At 66.9% G+C, this 18,109-nt stretch carries 15 protein-coding genes and 1 pseudogene; 8 read left to right on the top strand and 8 right to left on the bottom strand.

The genetic code is table 11. From position 1 onward, the window contains the following. Positions 1-7 precede the first annotated feature (7 nt). Positions 8-1,573 (bottom strand): sensor domain-containing diguanylate cyclase, encoded by a 1,566-nt coding sequence (locus tag LDZ26_RS21275; protein ID WP_244850592.1) that lies wholly within the window; start codon positions 1,571-1,573, stop codon positions 8-10. 216 nt (positions 1,574-1,789) lie between these two features. Between LDZ26_RS21275 and aroQ the strand changes: the two genes are divergently transcribed. Then, positions 1,790-2,227, top strand: a complete 438-nt coding sequence (aroQ, locus tag LDZ26_RS21270; RefSeq protein ID WP_244850585.1) for a type II 3-dehydroquinate dehydratase — start codon at positions 1,790-1,792, stop codon at positions 2,225-2,227. 22 nt (positions 2,228-2,249) lie between these two features. Here the strand turns inward: aroQ and LDZ26_RS21265 are convergent, their stop codons facing one another. Continuing rightward, entirely contained in the window at positions 2,250-2,411 is a 162-nt protein-coding gene (locus LDZ26_RS21265) for a hypothetical protein (RefSeq protein ID WP_244850583.1), read from the bottom strand. Positions 2,412-2,456: 45 nt separating this feature from the next. Further along, the gene (locus tag LDZ26_RS21260; protein ID WP_244850581.1) at positions 2,457-2,756 is read right to left on the bottom strand and encodes a hypothetical protein; all 300 of its coding nucleotides are present in this window, start codon (positions 2,754-2,756) and stop codon (positions 2,457-2,459) included. Between the two features lie 292 nt (positions 2,757-3,048). Between LDZ26_RS21260 and LDZ26_RS21255 the strand changes: the two genes are divergently transcribed. Continuing rightward, positions 3,049-4,443, top strand: a complete 1,395-nt coding sequence (locus LDZ26_RS21255) for an amino acid permease (RefSeq protein WP_244850579.1) — start codon at positions 3,049-3,051, stop codon at positions 4,441-4,443. A 35-nt stretch (positions 4,444-4,478) separates the two neighbouring features. Continuing rightward, positions 4,479-5,675 (top strand): amino acid aminotransferase, encoded by a 1,197-nt coding sequence (locus LDZ26_RS21250; RefSeq protein WP_244850577.1) that lies wholly within the window; start codon positions 4,479-4,481, stop codon positions 5,673-5,675. Positions 5,676-5,697: 22 nt separating this feature from the next. Here LDZ26_RS21250 and LDZ26_RS21245 read toward each other — a convergent pair whose 3' ends face one another. After that, positions 5,698-6,066, bottom strand: coding sequence for a hypothetical protein (locus LDZ26_RS21245; RefSeq protein ID WP_244850575.1), 369 nt, complete (start codon positions 6,064-6,066; stop codon positions 5,698-5,700). A gap of 138 nt (positions 6,067-6,204) precedes the next feature. Here LDZ26_RS21245 and LDZ26_RS21240 point away from each other — a divergent pair. The 5 genes and pseudogenes from LDZ26_RS21240 to LDZ26_RS21220 all read left to right on the top strand — a co-directional run bounded on the left by LDZ26_RS21240 (position 6,205) and on the right by LDZ26_RS21220 (position 12,024). Further along, positions 6,205-6,452: pseudogene (locus LDZ26_RS21240) on the top strand (hypothetical protein). A gap of 54 nt (positions 6,453-6,506) precedes the next feature. Next, a complete protein-coding gene (locus tag LDZ26_RS21235; protein ID WP_175945636.1) occupies positions 6,507-6,830 on the top strand; it encodes a hypothetical protein in 324 nt (107 codons plus the stop codon). 149 nt (positions 6,831-6,979) lie between these two features. Further along, a complete protein-coding gene (locus tag LDZ26_RS21230; RefSeq protein WP_244850573.1) occupies positions 6,980-9,520 on the top strand; it encodes a glucose/quinate/shikimate family membrane-bound PQQ-dependent dehydrogenase in 2,541 nt (846 codons plus the stop codon). A gap of 349 nt (positions 9,521-9,869) precedes the next feature. Beyond that, on the top strand, positions 9,870-11,600 hold the full coding sequence (locus LDZ26_RS21225; RefSeq protein WP_244850571.1) for a PQQ-binding-like beta-propeller repeat protein: 1,731 nt from the start codon (positions 9,870-9,872) through the stop codon (positions 11,598-11,600). Positions 11,601-11,643: 43 nt separating this feature from the next. After that, on the top strand, positions 11,644-12,024 hold the full coding sequence (locus LDZ26_RS21220) for a DUF1801 domain-containing protein (RefSeq protein ID WP_244850570.1): 381 nt from the start codon (positions 11,644-11,646) through the stop codon (positions 12,022-12,024). 594 nt (positions 12,025-12,618) lie between these two features. Here LDZ26_RS21220 and LDZ26_RS21215 read toward each other — a convergent pair. From LDZ26_RS21215 to LDZ26_RS21200, 4 genes are all read right to left on the bottom strand, one after another. After that, entirely contained in the window at positions 12,619-13,998 is a 1,380-nt protein-coding gene (locus LDZ26_RS21215; RefSeq protein WP_244850568.1) for a CoA transferase, read from the bottom strand. Between the two features lie 598 nt (positions 13,999-14,596). Further along, positions 14,597-15,598: a 4-hydroxythreonine-4-phosphate dehydrogenase PdxA gene (gene pdxA / locus LDZ26_RS21210; RefSeq protein ID WP_244850566.1), complete on the bottom strand. Its 1,002-nt coding sequence runs from the start codon at positions 15,596-15,598 to the stop codon at positions 14,597-14,599. A gap of 34 nt (positions 15,599-15,632) precedes the next feature. Beyond that, positions 15,633-16,955, bottom strand: coding sequence for a four-carbon acid sugar kinase family protein (locus LDZ26_RS21205; RefSeq protein WP_244850564.1), 1,323 nt, complete (start codon positions 16,953-16,955; stop codon positions 15,633-15,635). Next, positions 16,952-17,959, bottom strand: a complete 1,008-nt coding sequence (locus LDZ26_RS21200) for a 2-keto-3-deoxygluconate permease (protein ID WP_244850563.1) — start codon at positions 17,957-17,959, stop codon at positions 16,952-16,954. Before LDZ26_RS21200 ends, LDZ26_RS21205 begins: the two co-directional genes overlap by 4 nt. Positions 17,960-18,109: the final 150 nt, after the last annotated feature.

The following is an 18,109-nucleotide window of genomic DNA, read 5'->3' as shown; positions in this document are numbered from 1 at the left end:
CGGGCGATTACATCCGATGCATGGGCGTGCCGAACGCGTCGAGTTCCTCGCGCGCCGCGAGGGCGTCGTCTTCCGAGAAGCGGTATCCGCCGCGGCCTTCGGTCTTCGCTTCGTAGAGCGCGATGTCGGCCCGCTTGAGCGCGCGCTCGAACGATTCGCCCGGCTTGGCAAGCGCAATGCCGATGCTCACGCCCAGCGTCACGACCATGCCCGCGTCGAGTTCGTAGGGCAGCGCGAGATCGCGCACGATGCGCCGCGCGAACGCGATGCTCGCGGCATCCGCAAAGTACGTGGCGACCACGGCGAACTCGTCGCCGCCCAGACGCGCCGCGAGTTCGCCGCGCCGCATCGCGTTGCGCAGACGGTCCGCCACGCGCCGCAGCAGTTCGTCGCCCGCATCGTGGCCGTGCGAATCGTTGACATGCTTGAAGCCGTCCAGATCGACGTACATCACCATCACTTTCTCGCGGTGCGCGCTGCCCGCGATCAGGCGCTCGGCGTGGTCGCTGAGATAACGCCGGTTCGGCAGGCCGGTCAGCGAGTCGTGATGCGCCCAGTGCAAAATCTTCGCTTCAGCGCGGCGGCGCGCGGTCACGTCCTCGACGATGATCACGGCGCTGCCGTCCGGCACCGGATCGCGGCTCAGTTCGAGTCGGCGGCCGTCGGGCAGCGCGATATCGAGCGGGGCGTGGCCGTCCTTAAGCCACCCGGCGCAGCACGCGGTCAGCTTCGCGCGCAGGGATTCGCCATGCTCGGCGAGCGCCAGATAGCCGATGAACTCCGGCAGCGTCACGCCGATGCGCTGCATGTCGGCGGTCGCGCCGAAGAGTTCCGCCACCTTGCGATTCGCGATGACGACCGCGCCCGCCGCGTCGATCGTGCAGAGGCCGTGCGGCATGTGCGCGAGCGCGGCGTCGAAGCGCGCGGCCAGTTCCGCATGCTCTTCTTCGGCCGTCATCAGCGCAACCAGATTGCGATAGTGGCGGCGCACGACGACGCTCATGGCAGCGATGTAGACGACGAGCGGCGGCACGAGCATCCAGTAGCCGGCGGGGCCGAGGAGCGCGCCCGCGCCGATCGGCACGATGCCCGCGCAGATTTGCGAGATCGCGAGATGCGGCACGCCCGCGTTGCGCGATCCGATGCCGCCGAGCATGCCCGCCGTCACCATGATCGCGAGCGAGGCGAGCATGGCGTCGCCGGAGATGACGCAGGCCATGGTGCCGAGGCCGGTCAAGCCGCAGGCGACGAGCCCGAACGGCGCATAGCGCCGCGCCCACGGCTCGGGCGGCGGCGACTGGCTGCGACGCGCGGCGCGGTAGCGGCGCACGACCGCCACGCGCGCGGCGAGAAACAGCGCGTCCGCGACGAACCACGCCACGGTCCACGGCGCATGCACGCGCACGAGCGCGACCAGCGCGACGAACGCGGTGCAGCCGCCCGCGAGCAGCAGCGGGCGAATGTCTTCGAGCAGGGTGAAGAGCAGCGATGAGCGAATGCAGGGCGTGATGCGCCCGTCGTCCGTTGCCGGCGTCGCCAGAAGGGAATCGAGCAAGGACGAGGAGCCTGACATGCGAGGTACCGGCGGACCGAGAAATACTTGGAAGGCATCGGTGAAGCGCGGACTATCCGGCGTGCACCGTCATATGCGGGTTTACGGCAGGTCGCTCGGAAACTGAAACGGGCGAGCGGTCAGCGGCGCTATTGTCATCGCGCGAGCCGGCCTTCAGAATCTGCGCATCCGAATCCGCAGCCCTTCAAGCCGCTGCTCATCCATCGAGGACACACCATGGCAAAGATCCTGACGCTGCACGGCGTCAACCTCAACATGTTCGGCAAGCGCGATCCGAAGCAGTACGGCACCGCGACGCTCGCGCAGATCGACGAGCAACTGGCCGCGCTCGGCAAGGAACTGGGCGTCGAAGTCGAGTGCTACCAGACCAACATCGAAGGCGAGATGTGCTCGCGCATCCATCAGGCGTTCAGCGAGAACGTCGATGCAGTCGTCATCAACGCGGGCGCGTGGACGCATTACAGCTACGCCATCCGCGATGCGCTCGCCATCCTGACCGCGCCCGTCATCGAGGTCCACATGTCGAACGTTCACGCGCGGGAAGCGTTCCGGCACGTGTCCGTATTCTCCGAAGTCGTGAAGGGGCAAATCTGCGGCTTCGGCGTGGAAAGCTATCTGCTGGGCCTGCGCGCGGCGGTATCGGCGATCAGGTGATGCCGTGTGGCGCGTCAGGTCGTTAGGCGCGGCTCGCGTCCTTCACGCTCGCGCCGGCGGCGCGGCGCGTGCGGCTTTGCACGGGCACGGGCTTGCGCTCGCGCAGCGTCGCGCCGCGGATGAACAGCACGGCGAACAGCGCGCAAACGGTCCAGACGATGGCGATGATGGTCAGGTAGTTCATTGTCGTATTCCTCGATTCGATACGTGTTCTTGTGAGGCGTGGTGCTCAGACTTCGGCGACGGGCATCGCGAGCAGGCGGCCGATCAGCCTTTGCGCGATTGCGTGCTGCCCGGCCAGCGCTTCGGCGGCGTCGGCGGCGGCATCCGCGTTGGCCTGCGTGCGCACCTGCGCGGCGAGGCGCAGCACGTTGTCCGATGCCGTCCGGAGTTCGGCGAGCAGTTCGGCTTCGCAAGCCGCCATGCCCGCGTGCGATTCGATTGCGCCCAGAATCGCCGTCTGCTGCGGCGTGCCGTTTGTTTGCATCGTCTGGAACATGTTGGCTTCCCCGTTAGTGGATGAATCCATTCTGCGCGGGGAGCGCCGGAATCAATCCTCCGAAAAAGACCTGATTCCCGGGTCAGTTTGATCTGTTGACGGCGCGCCTTCGCGCCCCATCAGGGTGCGAAGTCTATCCGACAAGGCTTTGCGGGGCGCCGGGGCGGTAAAATCGCGTGTTTTTCCGCGCGCCGCCGAGCACGGTCCGGCGAGTGTTCGCCCTGCACCGACGCCCGTCGCACGAAAAAACAACACTTTTCGCGTTTTCCGGCAAGGCAGGCACAGCGGCGCGCGTCCTTGGCAGTTCAGGCAGAGATCGACAATGGCTTCAGGCAACAACCCGGCAGCAGCGCAGCACGAAACACTCAGGCGCGGACTCAAGAGCCGCCACATTCAACTCATCGCGCTCGGCGGCGCCATCGGCACGGGGCTTTTCTTGGGCGTCGCGCAGACCATCAAGCTCGCCGGGCCGTCCGTGCTGCTCGGCTACGCGATCGCCGCGATGATGGCGTTTTTCATCATGCGGCAGTTGGGGGAAATGGTCGTCGACGAGCCCGTGGCCGGCTCGTTCAGCCACTTCGCGGACAAATACTGGGGCCACGCGGCCGGCTTCGTGTCCGGCTGGAACTACTGGGCGGTGTATATCCTCGTGAGCATGGCCGAGCTTTCGGCTGTCGGCATCTATATGCAGTACTGGTGGCCGACGCTGCCGCCGTGGGTATCGGCGCTCGCGTGCTTTGCGCTCGTCAACGCGATCAATCTGACGAGCGTGAAGTCGTACGGCGAGCTCGAATTCTGGTTCGCTATCGTGAAAGTCGCGGCGATCGTCGGCATGATTCTGTTCGGCGGCTATCTGCTCGCGTCGGGCCACGCGGGGCCGCAGGCCAGTGTGACGAACCTCTGGCGGCTCGGCGGCTTCTTCCCGTACGGCGCGAGCGGACTCGTGATGTCGATGGCCGTCATCATGTTCTCGTTCGGCGGGCTGGAACTGGTCGGCATCACGGCGGCTGAAGCCGAGGACCCGTCGCGCAGCATTCCCCGCGCGACGAATCAGGTCATCTACCGCATCCTCATTTTCTATATCGGCGCGCTCGGCGTGCTGCTTTCGCTGTATCCGTGGGACAAGGTCGCAACCGGCGGCAGCCCGTTCGTGCTGATTTTCCGCGAGATGAACAGCACGGTGGTCGCGAACGTGCTGAATGTGATCGTGCTGACGGCCGCGCTTTCCGTGTACAACAGCGGCGTCTATGCCAATAGCCGCATGCTGTACGGCCTCGCGCAGCAGGGCAACGCGCCGCGTGCGTTGCGGGGCGTGAGCGCGCGCGGCATTCCGCTCGCGGCGCTCTTCGTTTCAGCGGTCGTCACGGCGGCGTGCGTGCTGATCAATTACTTCATTCCCGGCCGCGCGTTCGAACTGCTGATGGGGCTCGCGGTATCGGCGCTCATCATCAACTGGGCGATGATCAGCATCATTCATTTGAAGTTCCGCCGCCACAAGCGCGAGCAGGGCGCGGCCACGACGTTTGCGAGTCTCGGTTATCCGTTCACGAACTACCTGTGCCTAGCATTCGTCGCGGGCATCGTGTGGGTGATGTACGAGACGCCGGACCTGCGGCTATCCGTCTATCTCATTCCTATCTGGCTGGCGGTTCTCGGAATCGGCTACTATCTCAAGACCAAGGGCGACGCGCGCCGTCCCGCTCATCCTTCGTCCTGAATTTTCGTCCTGAATCCAGTCCTCATACCCAGACCATGTTCGAACATATCGATGCCTACCCCGGCGACCCGATCCTCTCGCTGAACGAAGACTTCCAGAAGGACCCGCGCACGAACAAGGTCAATCTGAGCATCGGCATCTATTTCGACGACGCCGGCCGTTTGCCCGTCATGCAGGCGGTGCGCGAAGCCGAACTCTCGATTCTGCAAGAGCTCGGCCCGAAGCCGTATCTGCCGATGGCCGGTTTCGCGCATTATCGCGATGCCGTGCAAGCGCTCGTGTTCGGCACGGGCAGCGCGGCGCGCGCCGAAGGACGCATCGCGAGCGTGCAGACGCTCGGCGGCTCGGGCGCGCTGAAGGTCGGCGCGGACCTCATCAAGCGATACTTTCCGGCGTCGAAGGTATGGGTGAGCGATCCGACGTGGGAGAACCATCGCTTCATCTTCGAGCGCGCGGGCTTCGAAGTGAACACGTATCCGTACTACGACGAGGCCACCGGCGGCCTGCGCTTCGACGCGATGCTCGAAGCCATCGACGCGTTGCCGGCAAAGAGCGTCGTGCTGCTGCATGCGTGCTGCCACAATCCGACGGGCGTGGATCTCGACGAAGCGCAGTGGGTCAGGATCATCGACGTGCTGCACAAGCGCGACCTGCTGCCGTTCGTCGACATGGCGTATCAGGGCTTCGGCTCGGGGCTGGAAGACGACGCGTTCGCCGTGCGCGAGCTTGCGCGCCGTGGCGTGCCGGCATTCGTCGCGAATTCGTTTTCGAAGAACTTCTCGCTCTATGGCGAGCGTTGCGGCGGCCTGCATGTGATCTGCGACGATGCCGCCGAAGCCGACCGCGTGCTCGGCCAACTGACGAGCGCGGTGCGCGCGAACTACAGCAATCCGCCGACGCACGGCGCGAAGATCGTGACGAAGGTGCTGACGACGCCCGAACTCGCGCAGTCGTGGAAAGAAGAACTCGCGGCGATGTGCGAACGCATCGCGCGCATGCGACGCGCCATTCACGACGGCCTGCGCGAGCACGTGCATGGCGAGGCGTTGTCGCGTTACGTCAAGCAGCGCGGCATGTTCACATACACGGGTCTCGAAGCGCCGCAAGTCGACCGTCTGCGCGAGGAATTCGGCGTGTATATCCTGCGCTCGGGGCGCATGTGCGTCGCGGGGCTGAACGAGAGCAACGTGCAGACCGTCGCCGACGCCATCGGCAAGGTGCTGGCGAAGTAAGGCGTCGCTCGGCGCATTCGTTTCACGAGGCGGGACACGACAGCACTTGCTGCGGCGGCAGCGTGCCCGGTCCCGCGTCCACTTTCGCGCCGCGCGGCGGCGTCGAGACCAGCCGCACGCTGTTTTCCCCGGCATTCGCGAGCACGTACTGCTCCGCGCTTCCATCCGGCTGCCAGTACACGCGATACACCGCGTCATCCCGATAGATATGCAGCGCGCCGTGCACGGCCTTCTCGCCCTGCACGAGATCGGCGCGCGCGCCTTCCTGCAAGGTCAGCGCGTTGCCCGACGCGCCTTGCAGCACGCCGCAAGCGGGCTCGTCAGCGCGAACCTGCGAGCCTGCGAAAAGTGCCGCGCATAGAAACGCGTGGCGATACGGCGAAACGTTCATCGGCGATGCCTCCGGAAAGTGAATCGGCCATGCTCCGCAGCAAGTTATGTGCGTTATCGCGTGCTGCGGCGATTCGCTTCGCCGTTCGTCCGCGCGTGTGCTACCTTGAATGAGCAGCGTTCGATGTCGGAGGGCGCCATGTCAGTGATCGCACCCGACGAAAAGGCGGATTTCCTCGCGATTCTCGCGCGCCACCGGCTCGACCCGAGCGATTTCCTCGTGCAGGAGGCGGGCGAATCGGACGTCGTGGACGACTTTATCCGCTTCGGGGGCACGTGAACATTGTGCGGCGCTCGACGCTCAAGGAGCGCGAATATCGCATCGGGCACGGCACGGCATGGGTGGCGGCGTTCGAGAAGGACCTCAATAAGGGCGCGTTCGGCTGAAACGCGCGCGCCGCGTAAGTGTTTTCAACGCATCTTTTTGAAGCGGAGCACACGATGAGACCGACCGACTTCACATCGTTCAGGGCGCACCTCGCCATGCTGCTCCGCGATCTGCCGCGCGGCATGACCGCCGATCTGACCGATGTGGCCGTTGCATACTGGAACGGCAAGCAGGTCGTCGGCGCGTATCTGCGCGATAACGGATGCATCGACGAAGACTTCGACTTCGACGAAAACGCCTGGGGCGTGTGGCGCGACGAGTTTCTGCTCTGGTTCGACGCCCCGCGCTTCTCGGAGCGCAGCGATCTGAAGGCTGCGCTCGTCTCCGGCACGCATTGCGCGACCGTTCACGGCGGACGGTGGCCGCGTCCGCGCTGACACGGCTTCGCATCGAAGCACTGCTTCATTTCTCATTCGCTCTGCTGCCCGCGAACGGCACGTGACTTGCTGCCCCGGACCGGTCTGGCAACGTCCGAACCACGGCTGACGACGGCCGCGTTCCGCCATTCTTCCGGGAGGGTTGCAGCATGCCGAGTACCTCAAGACTTCATCCGCTCACGTTCGGCACGGCCATCGCGTTCATCGTGATCGGACTCGTGCTCGCCGCAGGCGGCGCGTATCTCGTGACGCTCGATGGATCGTGGTACTACGCGATCACCGGCGTCGCCATCGTGCTGACGGGTCTCCTCTTGCTCATCCGACGCCGTTCCGCGCTGCTGCTCTTCGCGCTCGTGTTGTTCGGATCGACGATCTGGGCGGTGTTCGAAGCGCGTTTCGACTTCTGGCAGCTTCTGCCGCGCTTGTGGATCTGGGTCTTGCTCGCGGTGTGGCTGCTCATTCCTTATGTGCATCGCGGCGCGCTGTTCGGTCCGCCTTCGACTGCGCGCGCCGCGCGCGTGCCGCTCGCGGCTGCGATCGTGCTGGCGGTGCTGCTCGGCATCGGCACGTACTTCACCGATCCGCACGATCGCGCGGGCAGCATCGACGTGAGCGTGGCCGCCGATCCGAACCAGCCGGACCTGAACGCCGCGACCGGACGGCAGCCGGGCGACTGGATCGACTATGGCGGCTCGCCGCTCGGCCAACGCTATGTGCCGCTCGCGCAGATCACGCCGCAGAACGTGCATCAGTTGAAGACGGCGTGGACGTTTCGCACCGGCGACATGCCCGGCCCCGACGATCCGACCGAAACCACCGACGAGAACACGCCGCTCAAAGTGGGCGACACGCTCTTTTTGTGTACGCCGCACAGCAAGGTCTTTGCGCTCGATGCCGCGACCGGCAAGGAACGCTGGCACTTCGATCCGCAGATTCAGAGCGCGGTCGGGTTCAAGCATTGGGAGCACATGACCTGCCGGGGCGTCGCGTACTACGATCCGGCGATGCATGCGGCGGCGGCTTTGCCCGCGGCCGCGTCCGCTGCGTCCGCCGCTTCGGAAGCGTCGTCCGATGCGCAGGCGTCCGCGCCCGCCGCGTCCAGCGATGCCGCCGCCTCCACGCCCGCGCAGACCGGCGATCAGACCGCCCCCCAACCGGCGCCTCAACCCGCCGCGCCTTCGAACGAATGCCCGCGCCGCCTCTTTCTCCCGACCGCCGATGCGCGCCTGATCGCGCTCGACGCCGATACGGGCAAGCCCTGCGCGAGCTTCGGGAAGAACGGGACCATCGACTTGCGCATGAACATCGGGCCGTTCACGCCGGGCGGCTATTACTCGACGTCGCCGCCGGCCGTCGCGCGCAATCTCGTGATCGTCGGCGGTCACGTGACGGACAACGAATCGAACAACGAGCCGTCCGGCGTGATCCGCGCGTATGACGTCAACGACGGCCATCTCGTCTGGAACTGGGATTCGGGCAACCCGGACGCCACCGAGCCGATCGCGCCCGGCGGAACCTACGTGCGCAACTCGCCGAACATGTGGTCGATCTTCAGCGTCGATGAAAAGCGCGGCATGATCTATCTGCCGATGGGCAATCAGACGCCCGACCAGTGGGGCGGCCAGCGCACGCAGCAGGCCGAGCGCTTCGGCGCGGGCGTCGTCGCGCTCGATGTCGCGACCGGCAAGCTGCGCTGGAACTATCAGTTCACGCACCACGATCTCTGGGACATGGACGTGGGCGGCCAGCCGACGCTCGTGGATCTGCAAACCGCGCAGGGCATGCAGCCGGCGCTGATCGCGTCGACGAAGCAGGGCAGCATTTACGTGCTGAACCGAGAAACCGGCCAGCCGATCATCCCGATCAACGAGGTGCCGGTGCCGCAAGGCGCGGCGCGAGGCGACCGCACGTCGCCGACGCAGGCCGTCTCCGCGCTCAACTTCAATCCGCCGCGCGTGCGCGAGGCCGACATGTGGGGCACGACGCCGTTCGATCAGCTTTGGTGCCGCATCAAGTTCAAGAGTCTGCGCTACGAGGGGCCGTTCACGCCGCCGTCCGAGCAGGGCACGCTGGTGTTTCCGGGCAACTTCGGCGTCTTCGACTGGGGCGGCGTGTCGGTGGATCCGGTGCGGCAGATTCTGATCGCTAATCCGGATTACATGGCGTTCACCTCGAAGCTCATTCCGCGCGAAAAGCTCAACGAGCAGGCGGGCGAGAAAAAGGGCAGCGAGACGAGCGGCATCAAGCAGGCGCGCGGCACGCCGTTCGCGTTCGAGCTGAATGCGTTTCTGTCGCCGCTCGGCATTCCGTGTCAGGCCCCGCCGTGGGGGTATATCGCGGGGGTCGATCTGCGCACGGGCAAGATTGCGTGGCAGCACAAGAACGGCACGATTCGCGACAAGGCGCCGCTGCCGATTCCGATGCCGCTCGGCGTGCCGAGCCTCGGCGGCACGATCGTGACGGCGGGCGGCGTCACGTTCCTGACGGGCACGCTCGATCAATACGTGCGCGCCTACGACGTGCGCAACGGCAACAAGCTATGGGAAGCGCGTCTGCCGGCAGGCGGCCAGGCGACGCCGATGAGTTACGCCGACGCGAGCGGCAAGCAGTACGTCGTGGTGACGGCGGGCGGGCATGGTTCGCTCGGAACCAAGGCGGGGGATTACGTGATCGCGTACACGCTGCCGTGAAGCGAGCGCGAGGGCGGCGGTGGGTTGAACCGCCGCCCTGAGCGGATTTACACCGCGCGGCGATAGGCTTCGGCCATCAGCGCGCTGACCTTGGCGCGAGCCTTCAATGCGTCACGAAGGGCGTCGGCGATGAACGAAAAAAGCGGGGCGAGGATTCCCATGGCAACTCCTTGATTCAGTGGCTTCTAGGTTAACTACCTAGGTAGTAACCCGTATGTTATCAGGTTTGGTGCGACGCAGCAAACGGTCGTGCGCCAACGGCCTTCTACGCTGAACGACTCCCTGTGCGAACTTCGCGCGATAATCGACTGAAACGCGTGCTTCGCTCATCCCCAGAAGGAGAATGCACATGAGTCGGCATTTCTCAGGTCGCGCCGTGCTCTCCCTGTTTGGCGCGGCGATGATCGCGGCGGCGATCGTCGTGGGATGCAGCGGGGGCGGTTCTTCATCGACGACGAGTTCCGTCGCGGCGGGCGGCGGGGCGGCAGCGCCCGCGTCCAGTCCGGCGGCAGCATCGGCAGCATCGGCGGGAACGAGCGGCGGCACACCGACGCAGCCGGTCACGCACCCGATGGGCGTCGCGACCTATCACAACGACATCGCGCGCACCGGCCAGCAGCTCTACGAATCCGTGCTCACGCCCGCGAACGTCAACGCGGCCACGTTCGGCAAGCTCGCCGTCTTCGCGACGGACGGCCCCGTCGATGCGCAGCCGCTTTTCCTCGCCGCCGTGGCTATCGCGGGCGGCACGCACAACGTGCTGTACGTCGCGACCGAGAACGCCAGCGTCTTTGCGTTCGACGCGGATACCGGCGCCACGCTCTGGAAAGCGAGCACGCTGGGAAGCGCCGAGACGCCGAGCGACGACCACGGCTGCGGTCAGATCACGCCGACCATCGGCATCACCGCGACGCCGGTCATCGACCGCGCGCGCGGCGCGATGTATGTCGTCGGCATGTCGAAAGACGGCGCGGGGCGCTATCACCAGCGCATTCATGCGCTCGACATCGCCACGGGCGCGGAGCTTTTCGGCGGGCCGATGGAGATTACCGCGTCGTATCCCGGCACCGGCGTGGACAGCCAGAACGGGCGCGTCGTGTTCGATCCGGGGCAATACGCGGAGCGCGCGTCGCTGCTGCTGCTGGGTGGCGTCGTCTATACGGCGTGGACGTCGCATTGCGACATCATGCCGTACACCGGCTGGGTGATCGGCTACAACGCGAGCACGCTGCAACAGGCGAGCGTGCTGAACGTCACGCCCAACGGACAGATGGGCGCGATCTGGATGAGCGGCGCGGGCCTCGCTTCGGATGGCGCGTCGATCTATTTTCTCGATGCGAACGGCACCTTCGACGCGACGCTCGACGGGCAGGGCATGCCGATTCACGGCGATTTCGGCAACGGCTTCCTGAAGCTGGGCACGACGCCGACGCTCGCCGTCACCGATTACTTCCAGCCGTCGAACACGGTGCAGCAGTCGAGCGCGGACGAAGATCTCGGTTCTGGCGGCGCGCTCGTCTTACCCGATCTTCCTGACGCGAGCGGCGCGATCCGCCATCTCGCGCTCGGCGCGGGCAAGAACTCGGTGATCTACGTGGTCAACCGCGATTCGATGGGCAAGTTCGATTCGAACGCGGACCATATCTATCAGGAGGTCGTCGGGCAGATTCGCGGGCCGGTGTTCGGCATGCCCGCGTACTTCAACCGGACGGTGTATTTCGGCGCGATAGGCGACAGCATCAAGGCATTCGCGATCACCGACGCGCGGCTCTCGTCCACGCCCGCCAGCCGGACGCCCACGAGCTTCGGCGCGCCGGGCGCGACGCCGAGCGTGTCCGCGAACGGCGCGGCGAACGGCGCGGCGAACGGCATCGTGTGGGCGGCGGAGAACGGTATGATCGCGGCGCTGCACGCCTACGACGCGTCCAACCTCGCGCGCGAGCTGTACAACAGCCGACAGGCCGGCGCGCGCGATCAGTTCGGCCAGGGCAACAAGTTCATCACGCCGACGATTGCGAACGGCAAGGTGTACGTGGGCACGCGAAGCGGCGTGGGTGTGTTCGGGCTGCTTTCACGATAGGTTTCGGTTTTGTCATCGCTTCGTCGAGAGTGAGAAAGATCGAATGAACGCATCGCAACGCATCGACCAGTTGATCGCCGACCTGACGGACTGGCGCGGGCAGACCTTCGCCCGCGTGCGCGAAAGCATCCTCGATGCCGATCCGGAGATCGTCGAGGAGTGGAAGTACATGGGAAGCCCGGTGTGGTATCGCGACGGCATGATCGCGGTCGCCAACGCGCACAAGGGCAAGGTGAAGGTGACGTTTGCTCACGGCGCGTCGATTGCCGATCCCGACGGGCTGTTCAACGCGGGGCTGGAAGGGAATGCGCGGCGGGCCATCGATTTCTTCGAAGGCGATGCGGTCGATGCGGCGCGGCTTACGCGGCTCGTGCGCGCGGCGATCGAGTTCAATCAGGGGAAAGCGAAGAAGTCGGGGAAGTGAGCGCGGGTTGGGTCGCTTCTCCCGCGAGGGATGCGACTCAAGCACGTGATTGATTCGTGGACCGAATCAAACCTGAATGCGGGGAGTGCGTCGGGGCGCTTGTCACTGTCCCGATTCGCAACCGCTGACGCGCGCCGCATGGCGGTGACGACGCTTCACACGGCTCATACCCGGCCAAGCGGCCCGGCTCGGTTGGCCGGTGATGGGTCGCCGCTGCATCGGCCGGTTGAGCGCATACTGCCGTCACAAGACGGGCTCTGGGTGTTTCCGATTGCGCTGGCCGCTTGCGCTACTGGCCGGCGTACACGTGCATTGCGTGCTTGCCGTGCCGCCTACGGTTCGCCGTCGAGAGGCGCGCTCTGCTCGTAGGAAGCGAGCCGGCAGCTCCGGCCGCTCGACCTATGCGCTTTCACCGTGCGCGGCTCCGATGCACCTTGGCGGCACCGAAGCGCTTTCGTAGCCGGCCGGCGTTTGCAACAGTGCGCGCTTCGCCGCGCCGCTTCCCGGCCACCCTTAGTCAAGCGTCGTGAGGCGCGTTTCGCCCGTAGGCTCCGGCCGCATCGGCAGATGCGCTTCTATCGACCGATCGCACCCTCACCAACGCGCCTCCGACGCCCCCGGCGGCACCGACGCCCTTTCATAACCCGCAGGCGTGCGCGCGAGTTGCGCGCTCGGCCGCACCGCTTCAAGTTCGCCGAATCCCGATGGCACGCGTTCCAGAAACGCCGCGATATCCGGCTTCTTCGCGCCCAGACCGCCCTCGATCCGGCCGAGCGCGCGCAGCCACTGTCCCGTCTGCGCGAGCGATACCTCCACATGCCAGCTTCCGCCTTCCCGCTGCTGTTTCCACAGCGCTGCCGCCGCGCCGAACGCCATCAGAAAGCCAGTCGCCATGTCGAGCATCTGCATCGGCAGCGCGCGAGGCTTGCCTGCGCCTTCTGCCTCGCCTTCGGCCGCGTTGAAACCCATCGCGGTCTGAACGAGCGAGTCGAAGCCGCGCCGCCCGGCCCACGGACCCTTCGTCCCGTAAGCCGACAGCGACACCTGCACGATGCCCGGCCGCCGCGCCGCCAGCTCGTCCGGCCCGAAGCCGAGCGACGCCAGCCCGCCGGGCCGGTAGCCTTGCGAGAACACATGCGCCTCGCCGATCAGACGCCACAGCGCCGCGCGCCCGTCTTCCGAGCGCAAGTCGATATGGGCGGAGCGTTTGCCCCGGCTCGTATCGGCGATGGCGGAAATGTTCGGCAGACGCGGCGAATTCACGAGCAGCACGTTAGCGCCGAACGCGGCGAGCGCGCGACCGCCGACCGGGCCGGCCAGAATGCGCGTCAAATCGAGGACGCGCACGCCGGAGAGCGGACGCGCGTCGGCGGCAAGTGGCGGCAGCGTGAGCGGCGGCGCATCGCCGATGCGCGTGAAGGCCATCAGCGGCTGCTCGGCGAGCGCGCGGCCCTGCGGCGTCGCGTCCCATTCGTAGAAGCGGCGCAGCTTCGTGACGACGAGACCGCGTTGCGCGCAGGCATCTTCGAAGTCGCCCGCGCGCCAGTGGACGAGCGCGCGCTCGGCGTCGGCGCGCGTCGCCGTGCCCGGATCGAGACCGAGCACGCGCAACGCGCCGTCCTGATGGTGCGCGAAGTTCGCATGGATGCGCACGTAGCCGTCGGCGCAGCGGTAGAGCCCGGAGAACGGCCCCCACGTTTCCGGCTCCTTGCCGTCGAGCGTGAAGTAGCCGGTGCATTCGACCGCCGCGTGCGTCATATCGACCGCCACGCTTTGCCGGGGCGCGCCCCGAAGATGCGCGAGCTCGCAGGCGGCGAGCGCCGCTGCGGCGATGGTGGACTGCGCGGCCGTGCCGACGGCGAAGGTCGAAGGAAAGACCGGATCGTGCCCGGTCAGGTCGACGAACGAAAGCGCATCGCCGGGCAGACCGGCGATGCGCCAGAGGGAAGCGAGGGTTTCGAAGGAAGCGGTCATGGCGGGAGCGCGGCGACGAACGATGCGCCATTGTCGCGCTGATTCGCGTCGGCTTCCCGCTACAGTTCTATGCGCGGGTGCCGGGCCGCTGGGGCGCGGCAGCCGGGCCGTGCCGATGCTGCGCCTTCAGCCCCGGACACGCGTGGCCGCCGATTCTGCGTCTGGCCCAGTTGCTTCGGTCTGAGCCGCGCCGTGCCGCTGACTCTGCGCCCGGGCGAATCGCCTTCAGCCCCCCGCACGTGCCGAGTCGTCGGTTGCGAGCCCTGGCCGCAGCAGCTAGAGCTTGTACCGCGTCCTGCCGCTGATCCTGCGCGGGCGTAGCACCTTCAGCCGCAGGCGCTCGGCGTCGCCGGTTGCGCGTCTCGCCGCACCGGCTTGGGATTGAGCCGCGCCGTGCGCCGATTCCGTGCCTCGGCGTAGCGGCTTCACTCTCGGCCACGCCGCGTCAATGATTTCTGCGCGCGCCGCAGCCCGTTCGGCCTCGTGCGTGCCGCGTCGCCGATTCCGCTCCCCGCCGCAGCGAATCCGGCATGCCGCCTTCCTCGACGATGCCCCTGCCCGCGATACCGAGCGGCAAGCCCCCGCGCTCAACCAAAAATCACCCGCGCCGCGTCGCCAGTTCCGCGCCCTGGCGCAGCGCTTCGAGCATGCTGCCTTCATCGGCGATGCCCTTGCCCGCGATATCGAACGCCGTGCCGTGATCCACCGACGTGCGGATCACATCCAGCCCGACGGTCACGTTCACGCCCGCTTCCAGCCCGAGCACCTTCACGGGGCCGTGTCCCTGATCGTGATACATCGCCACCACCAGATCGAAGTCGCCGCGTCCCGCGCGATAGAACAGCGTGTCGGCGGGCAGCGGGCCGGTCACGTCGAGACCGCGTTCCTGCAACGCCTTCACCGCCGGGATGATCTTCTCCTCTTCCTCGCCGTAGCCGAAGAGACCGTTCTCGCCCGCATGCGGATTGATCCCGCACACGCCGATGCGCGGCCTTTCGATGCCCGCCTTCTTCAGCGTCGCGTCGCCGCGCTCGATGGTGCGCTGCACGAGCCCCGGCTCGATCTTGCGGATCGCGTCGATGATGCCGATGTGCGTCGTCACGTGAATCACGCGCAGCTTCGGCGCGACCAGCATCATCGACACTTCGTCGACGCCCGTCAGATGCGCGAGCATTTCCGTGTGTCCCGGAAACTTGTGGCCGCCCGCGTGCAACGCTTCCTTGTTGAGCGGCGCGGTGCAGATGGCGTCGATCTGATTGGCCTGTGCCAGTTCGACCGCGCGGGCGATATAGCGGTAAGCGGCGTCGCCCGCGACCGGCGAGAGCTGGCCGAACGGCAGGTCGTCCGGAATCAGACCGAGGTCGATGCAGTCGATCGCGCCCGGTTCATAGCGCGCCTCGGACGCGTCCTCGACGCGGCGCACGGTGGCCTTCACGCCGGTGATTTCGATGGCGCGCTCGAGGCGGCGCGCATCGCCGATCACGAGCGGACGGCACTGCTGATAAACGGTGTCGTGCGCGAGGCTCTTGACGACGATTTCCGGGCCCACGCCGCTCGCGTCGCCCATCGTGATGCCGATTACGGGAAGATAGTTGGTCATGGTGATTGATAGATGTTGAGGGTTCGCGTGGTTCTTAGCGGGCGGCGACGGGTGCGGCCGCTTCGGCGTGTTCGTTCGAAAGTCCGCGCAGATGCCGGTACGCGCCGTAGAGCGCGTGCTCGCTGCCGAACGCGCCTGCCTTCGTGACGATGGCCGCGCCGCCCGCCGCGCCGCCCGCCGTGTCCGATACGCCCGTCGCGGCCCGTCCGAGCGCGACGCCGGCTTCGATTTCGCGCACGAGTTCGAGGCTGCCGACGTTGGCCGCCGCGAGCATCGCGCGGGCGGTTTCGCCGCCGGTCGCGATCAGCCCGCCGAGGGCGTCGAAGTGCGGCGCGACGAGCGCGGCGAGCGCAGTGGAAAGGCGCGCGCCTTCGGCGGGGTCGAAGGCATCGTCGCGTCCAATTCGCACGATCAGATCCTGCCCGCCGCGCAAGGTTTCGCCGATGCGCTCGCCCCACGCGCGCCAGTCCGCATGACGCTCGCCGTCGCGCAGCACCGCCGGCGGCAGGATGAGTTCGACGAGACCCGCTTCGGTGCGCAGCATCGCGCATTGCCGCTCCGACACCGCCGACAGGCTGCCGACGAGCGCGAGCACCGGGCCGCGCGCCACGTCTGCCGACGGGTGCCGCGCCGCCGTTGATGCTGCCGCTTCGAACAGATCGGGCAGCGCCGCGAGTTCGCGTGCAAGCCCGCCCGAGCCGACCCAGAAAAACGGCGTATCGAGCGATGCCGTGATGCGCGCGAGCGCGGCGAGATCGTCGCTGGTTTCGGCATCGACGATCAATGCGCCGGTGCCGTTCGCCGCCGCCGTCGCGATGATCGCGGCGAGTGACTGCGGCTCGCCGCGCAGCGTGTCGAGCGCGACGTGCGCGGTCGTGAGGCCCGCCGCTTCGAGCATCAGCCCGAGGCGCGCGTCGCGTCCGGCGTGTTCGAGCTGCCACGTTTCGGTTTCTTCGAGCGGCACGCCATGCACAAACACGATGCCGTCGCGCACGGCGCGGCCCGTGGCCGGAAACGCGGGCGCGACGATCGCCGGCCCGGCGAGACGCGCGAGCGCCGCCACTTCGGCGGTCCAGTTGCCGCGCAGCGTCGAATCGATCTTCTTGTAGAGACGCCGGCCGGGCGCGCGCAGCGCCTGCCACGCATCCGCGACGCGCGCGCCGGCGTCGGCGGGCGCGAAGCGGCGCGTGTCGGTGTCGGCGGCGATCACGGTCGCGTCGTCGCCGGGCGACGAGATGTCCAGCGTCACGACCGTCTTGCGGCCCGACGCCGCGAACGCGATGGCGCAGTCGGCGGCGCCCGAGAGGTCATCGGCGAGAATCAGCATGCTCGCCGCCTGGACAGGCTGCGCGCTCATTGCGTGGCTCCCCGCTTGTCGCGCGCGCCGACCGCCATGCGCGCATCGCTGCGTGCGTTCACGCGCTTCGCAATCGCGGCGGTGACGATCGGCGTGACGATGGCCGTCACGACCACGCATGCCGCGACGAGCAGCGTCGCCGACTTCGCCGCCGATTCGTAGACCGGATTGGCCGCCGCGATCAGCGCCGGAACCGCCGCCGCATTGCCTGCGGTGTTCGCTGCCGCCGCGCCCGCCACGCCCGTGCCGCCCGTCAGACGGTCCGCGAAGTAGAGCGGAATGCCCGTCACGATGACCACCGCGAGCCCAAGGCCGATGCCGAGCAGGCCAGCCTGCCAGACCTTGTGCAAGTCGAGGCTCGCGCCGAGCGCCAGCGCGAAGAACGGAATCATCACCGGAACCGCGCGGCCGAGAAAGTCGCGCATGTCGCGGTCCAGATTGCCGAGCAACATGCCGATGGCGAGCGGCAGAATGCTGCCGACGAGCGTCGGCCACGGAAACGCTGAAAGGCCCGCGACGCCGAGCGTGACCATCGTCAGGAACGGACCCGATTCGAGCGACATGATGGTGTACGCGCCGACGTCTTCCGAGCGTCCGTACTGCCCCATCAGCGCCATGTAAAGGCCGCCGTTCGTGTCGTTCATCGCGGCGACGACGGCGAGCGTCGAGAGGCCCGCGAACATGCCGGAGCTGATCGGCTGCTCGCCGAGAAAATGCCCGAGCACGATGCCGGTGAGAATCGCCATGCCGACTTTCGTGGCGAAGAGCGCGCCGCCTTTCTTGAGCAGGTAGGGCGTCGCTTTTACGTCGATGCCCGCGCCCATGCAGACATAGAAGACCGCGAGAATCGGCAGCGCGCCGGTGAACAGCGCGTTCGTGAACGAGCCGAAAAACTTCGGCATGCCCGGCAGGAACGTCGCGATGAGCGAGCCGATCAGAAGCGGAACGATCATCATGCCGCCGGGTACGCGCTCCACCGCGCGTTTGATGGGAATCTGGGCCATGGGTGTCTCCGGGAGGATCTTGTCTGGTTCGATCAGGAAATGATTGGATCGATCATTTCCAAGTGTATCCTTTGATCGAATCACGCGCAATTCGCTGCGTCTAGGCGTTTACGCTGATCGAACCGCGCAAACGTTGTGACGATTAATGAT

This window comes from Caballeronia sp. SL2Y3 (assembly GCF_022879575.1).
Lineage (GTDB): Bacteria > Pseudomonadota > Gammaproteobacteria > Burkholderiales > Burkholderiaceae > Caballeronia.
This window is presented reverse-complemented; position numbering and strand designations above follow the sequence as displayed.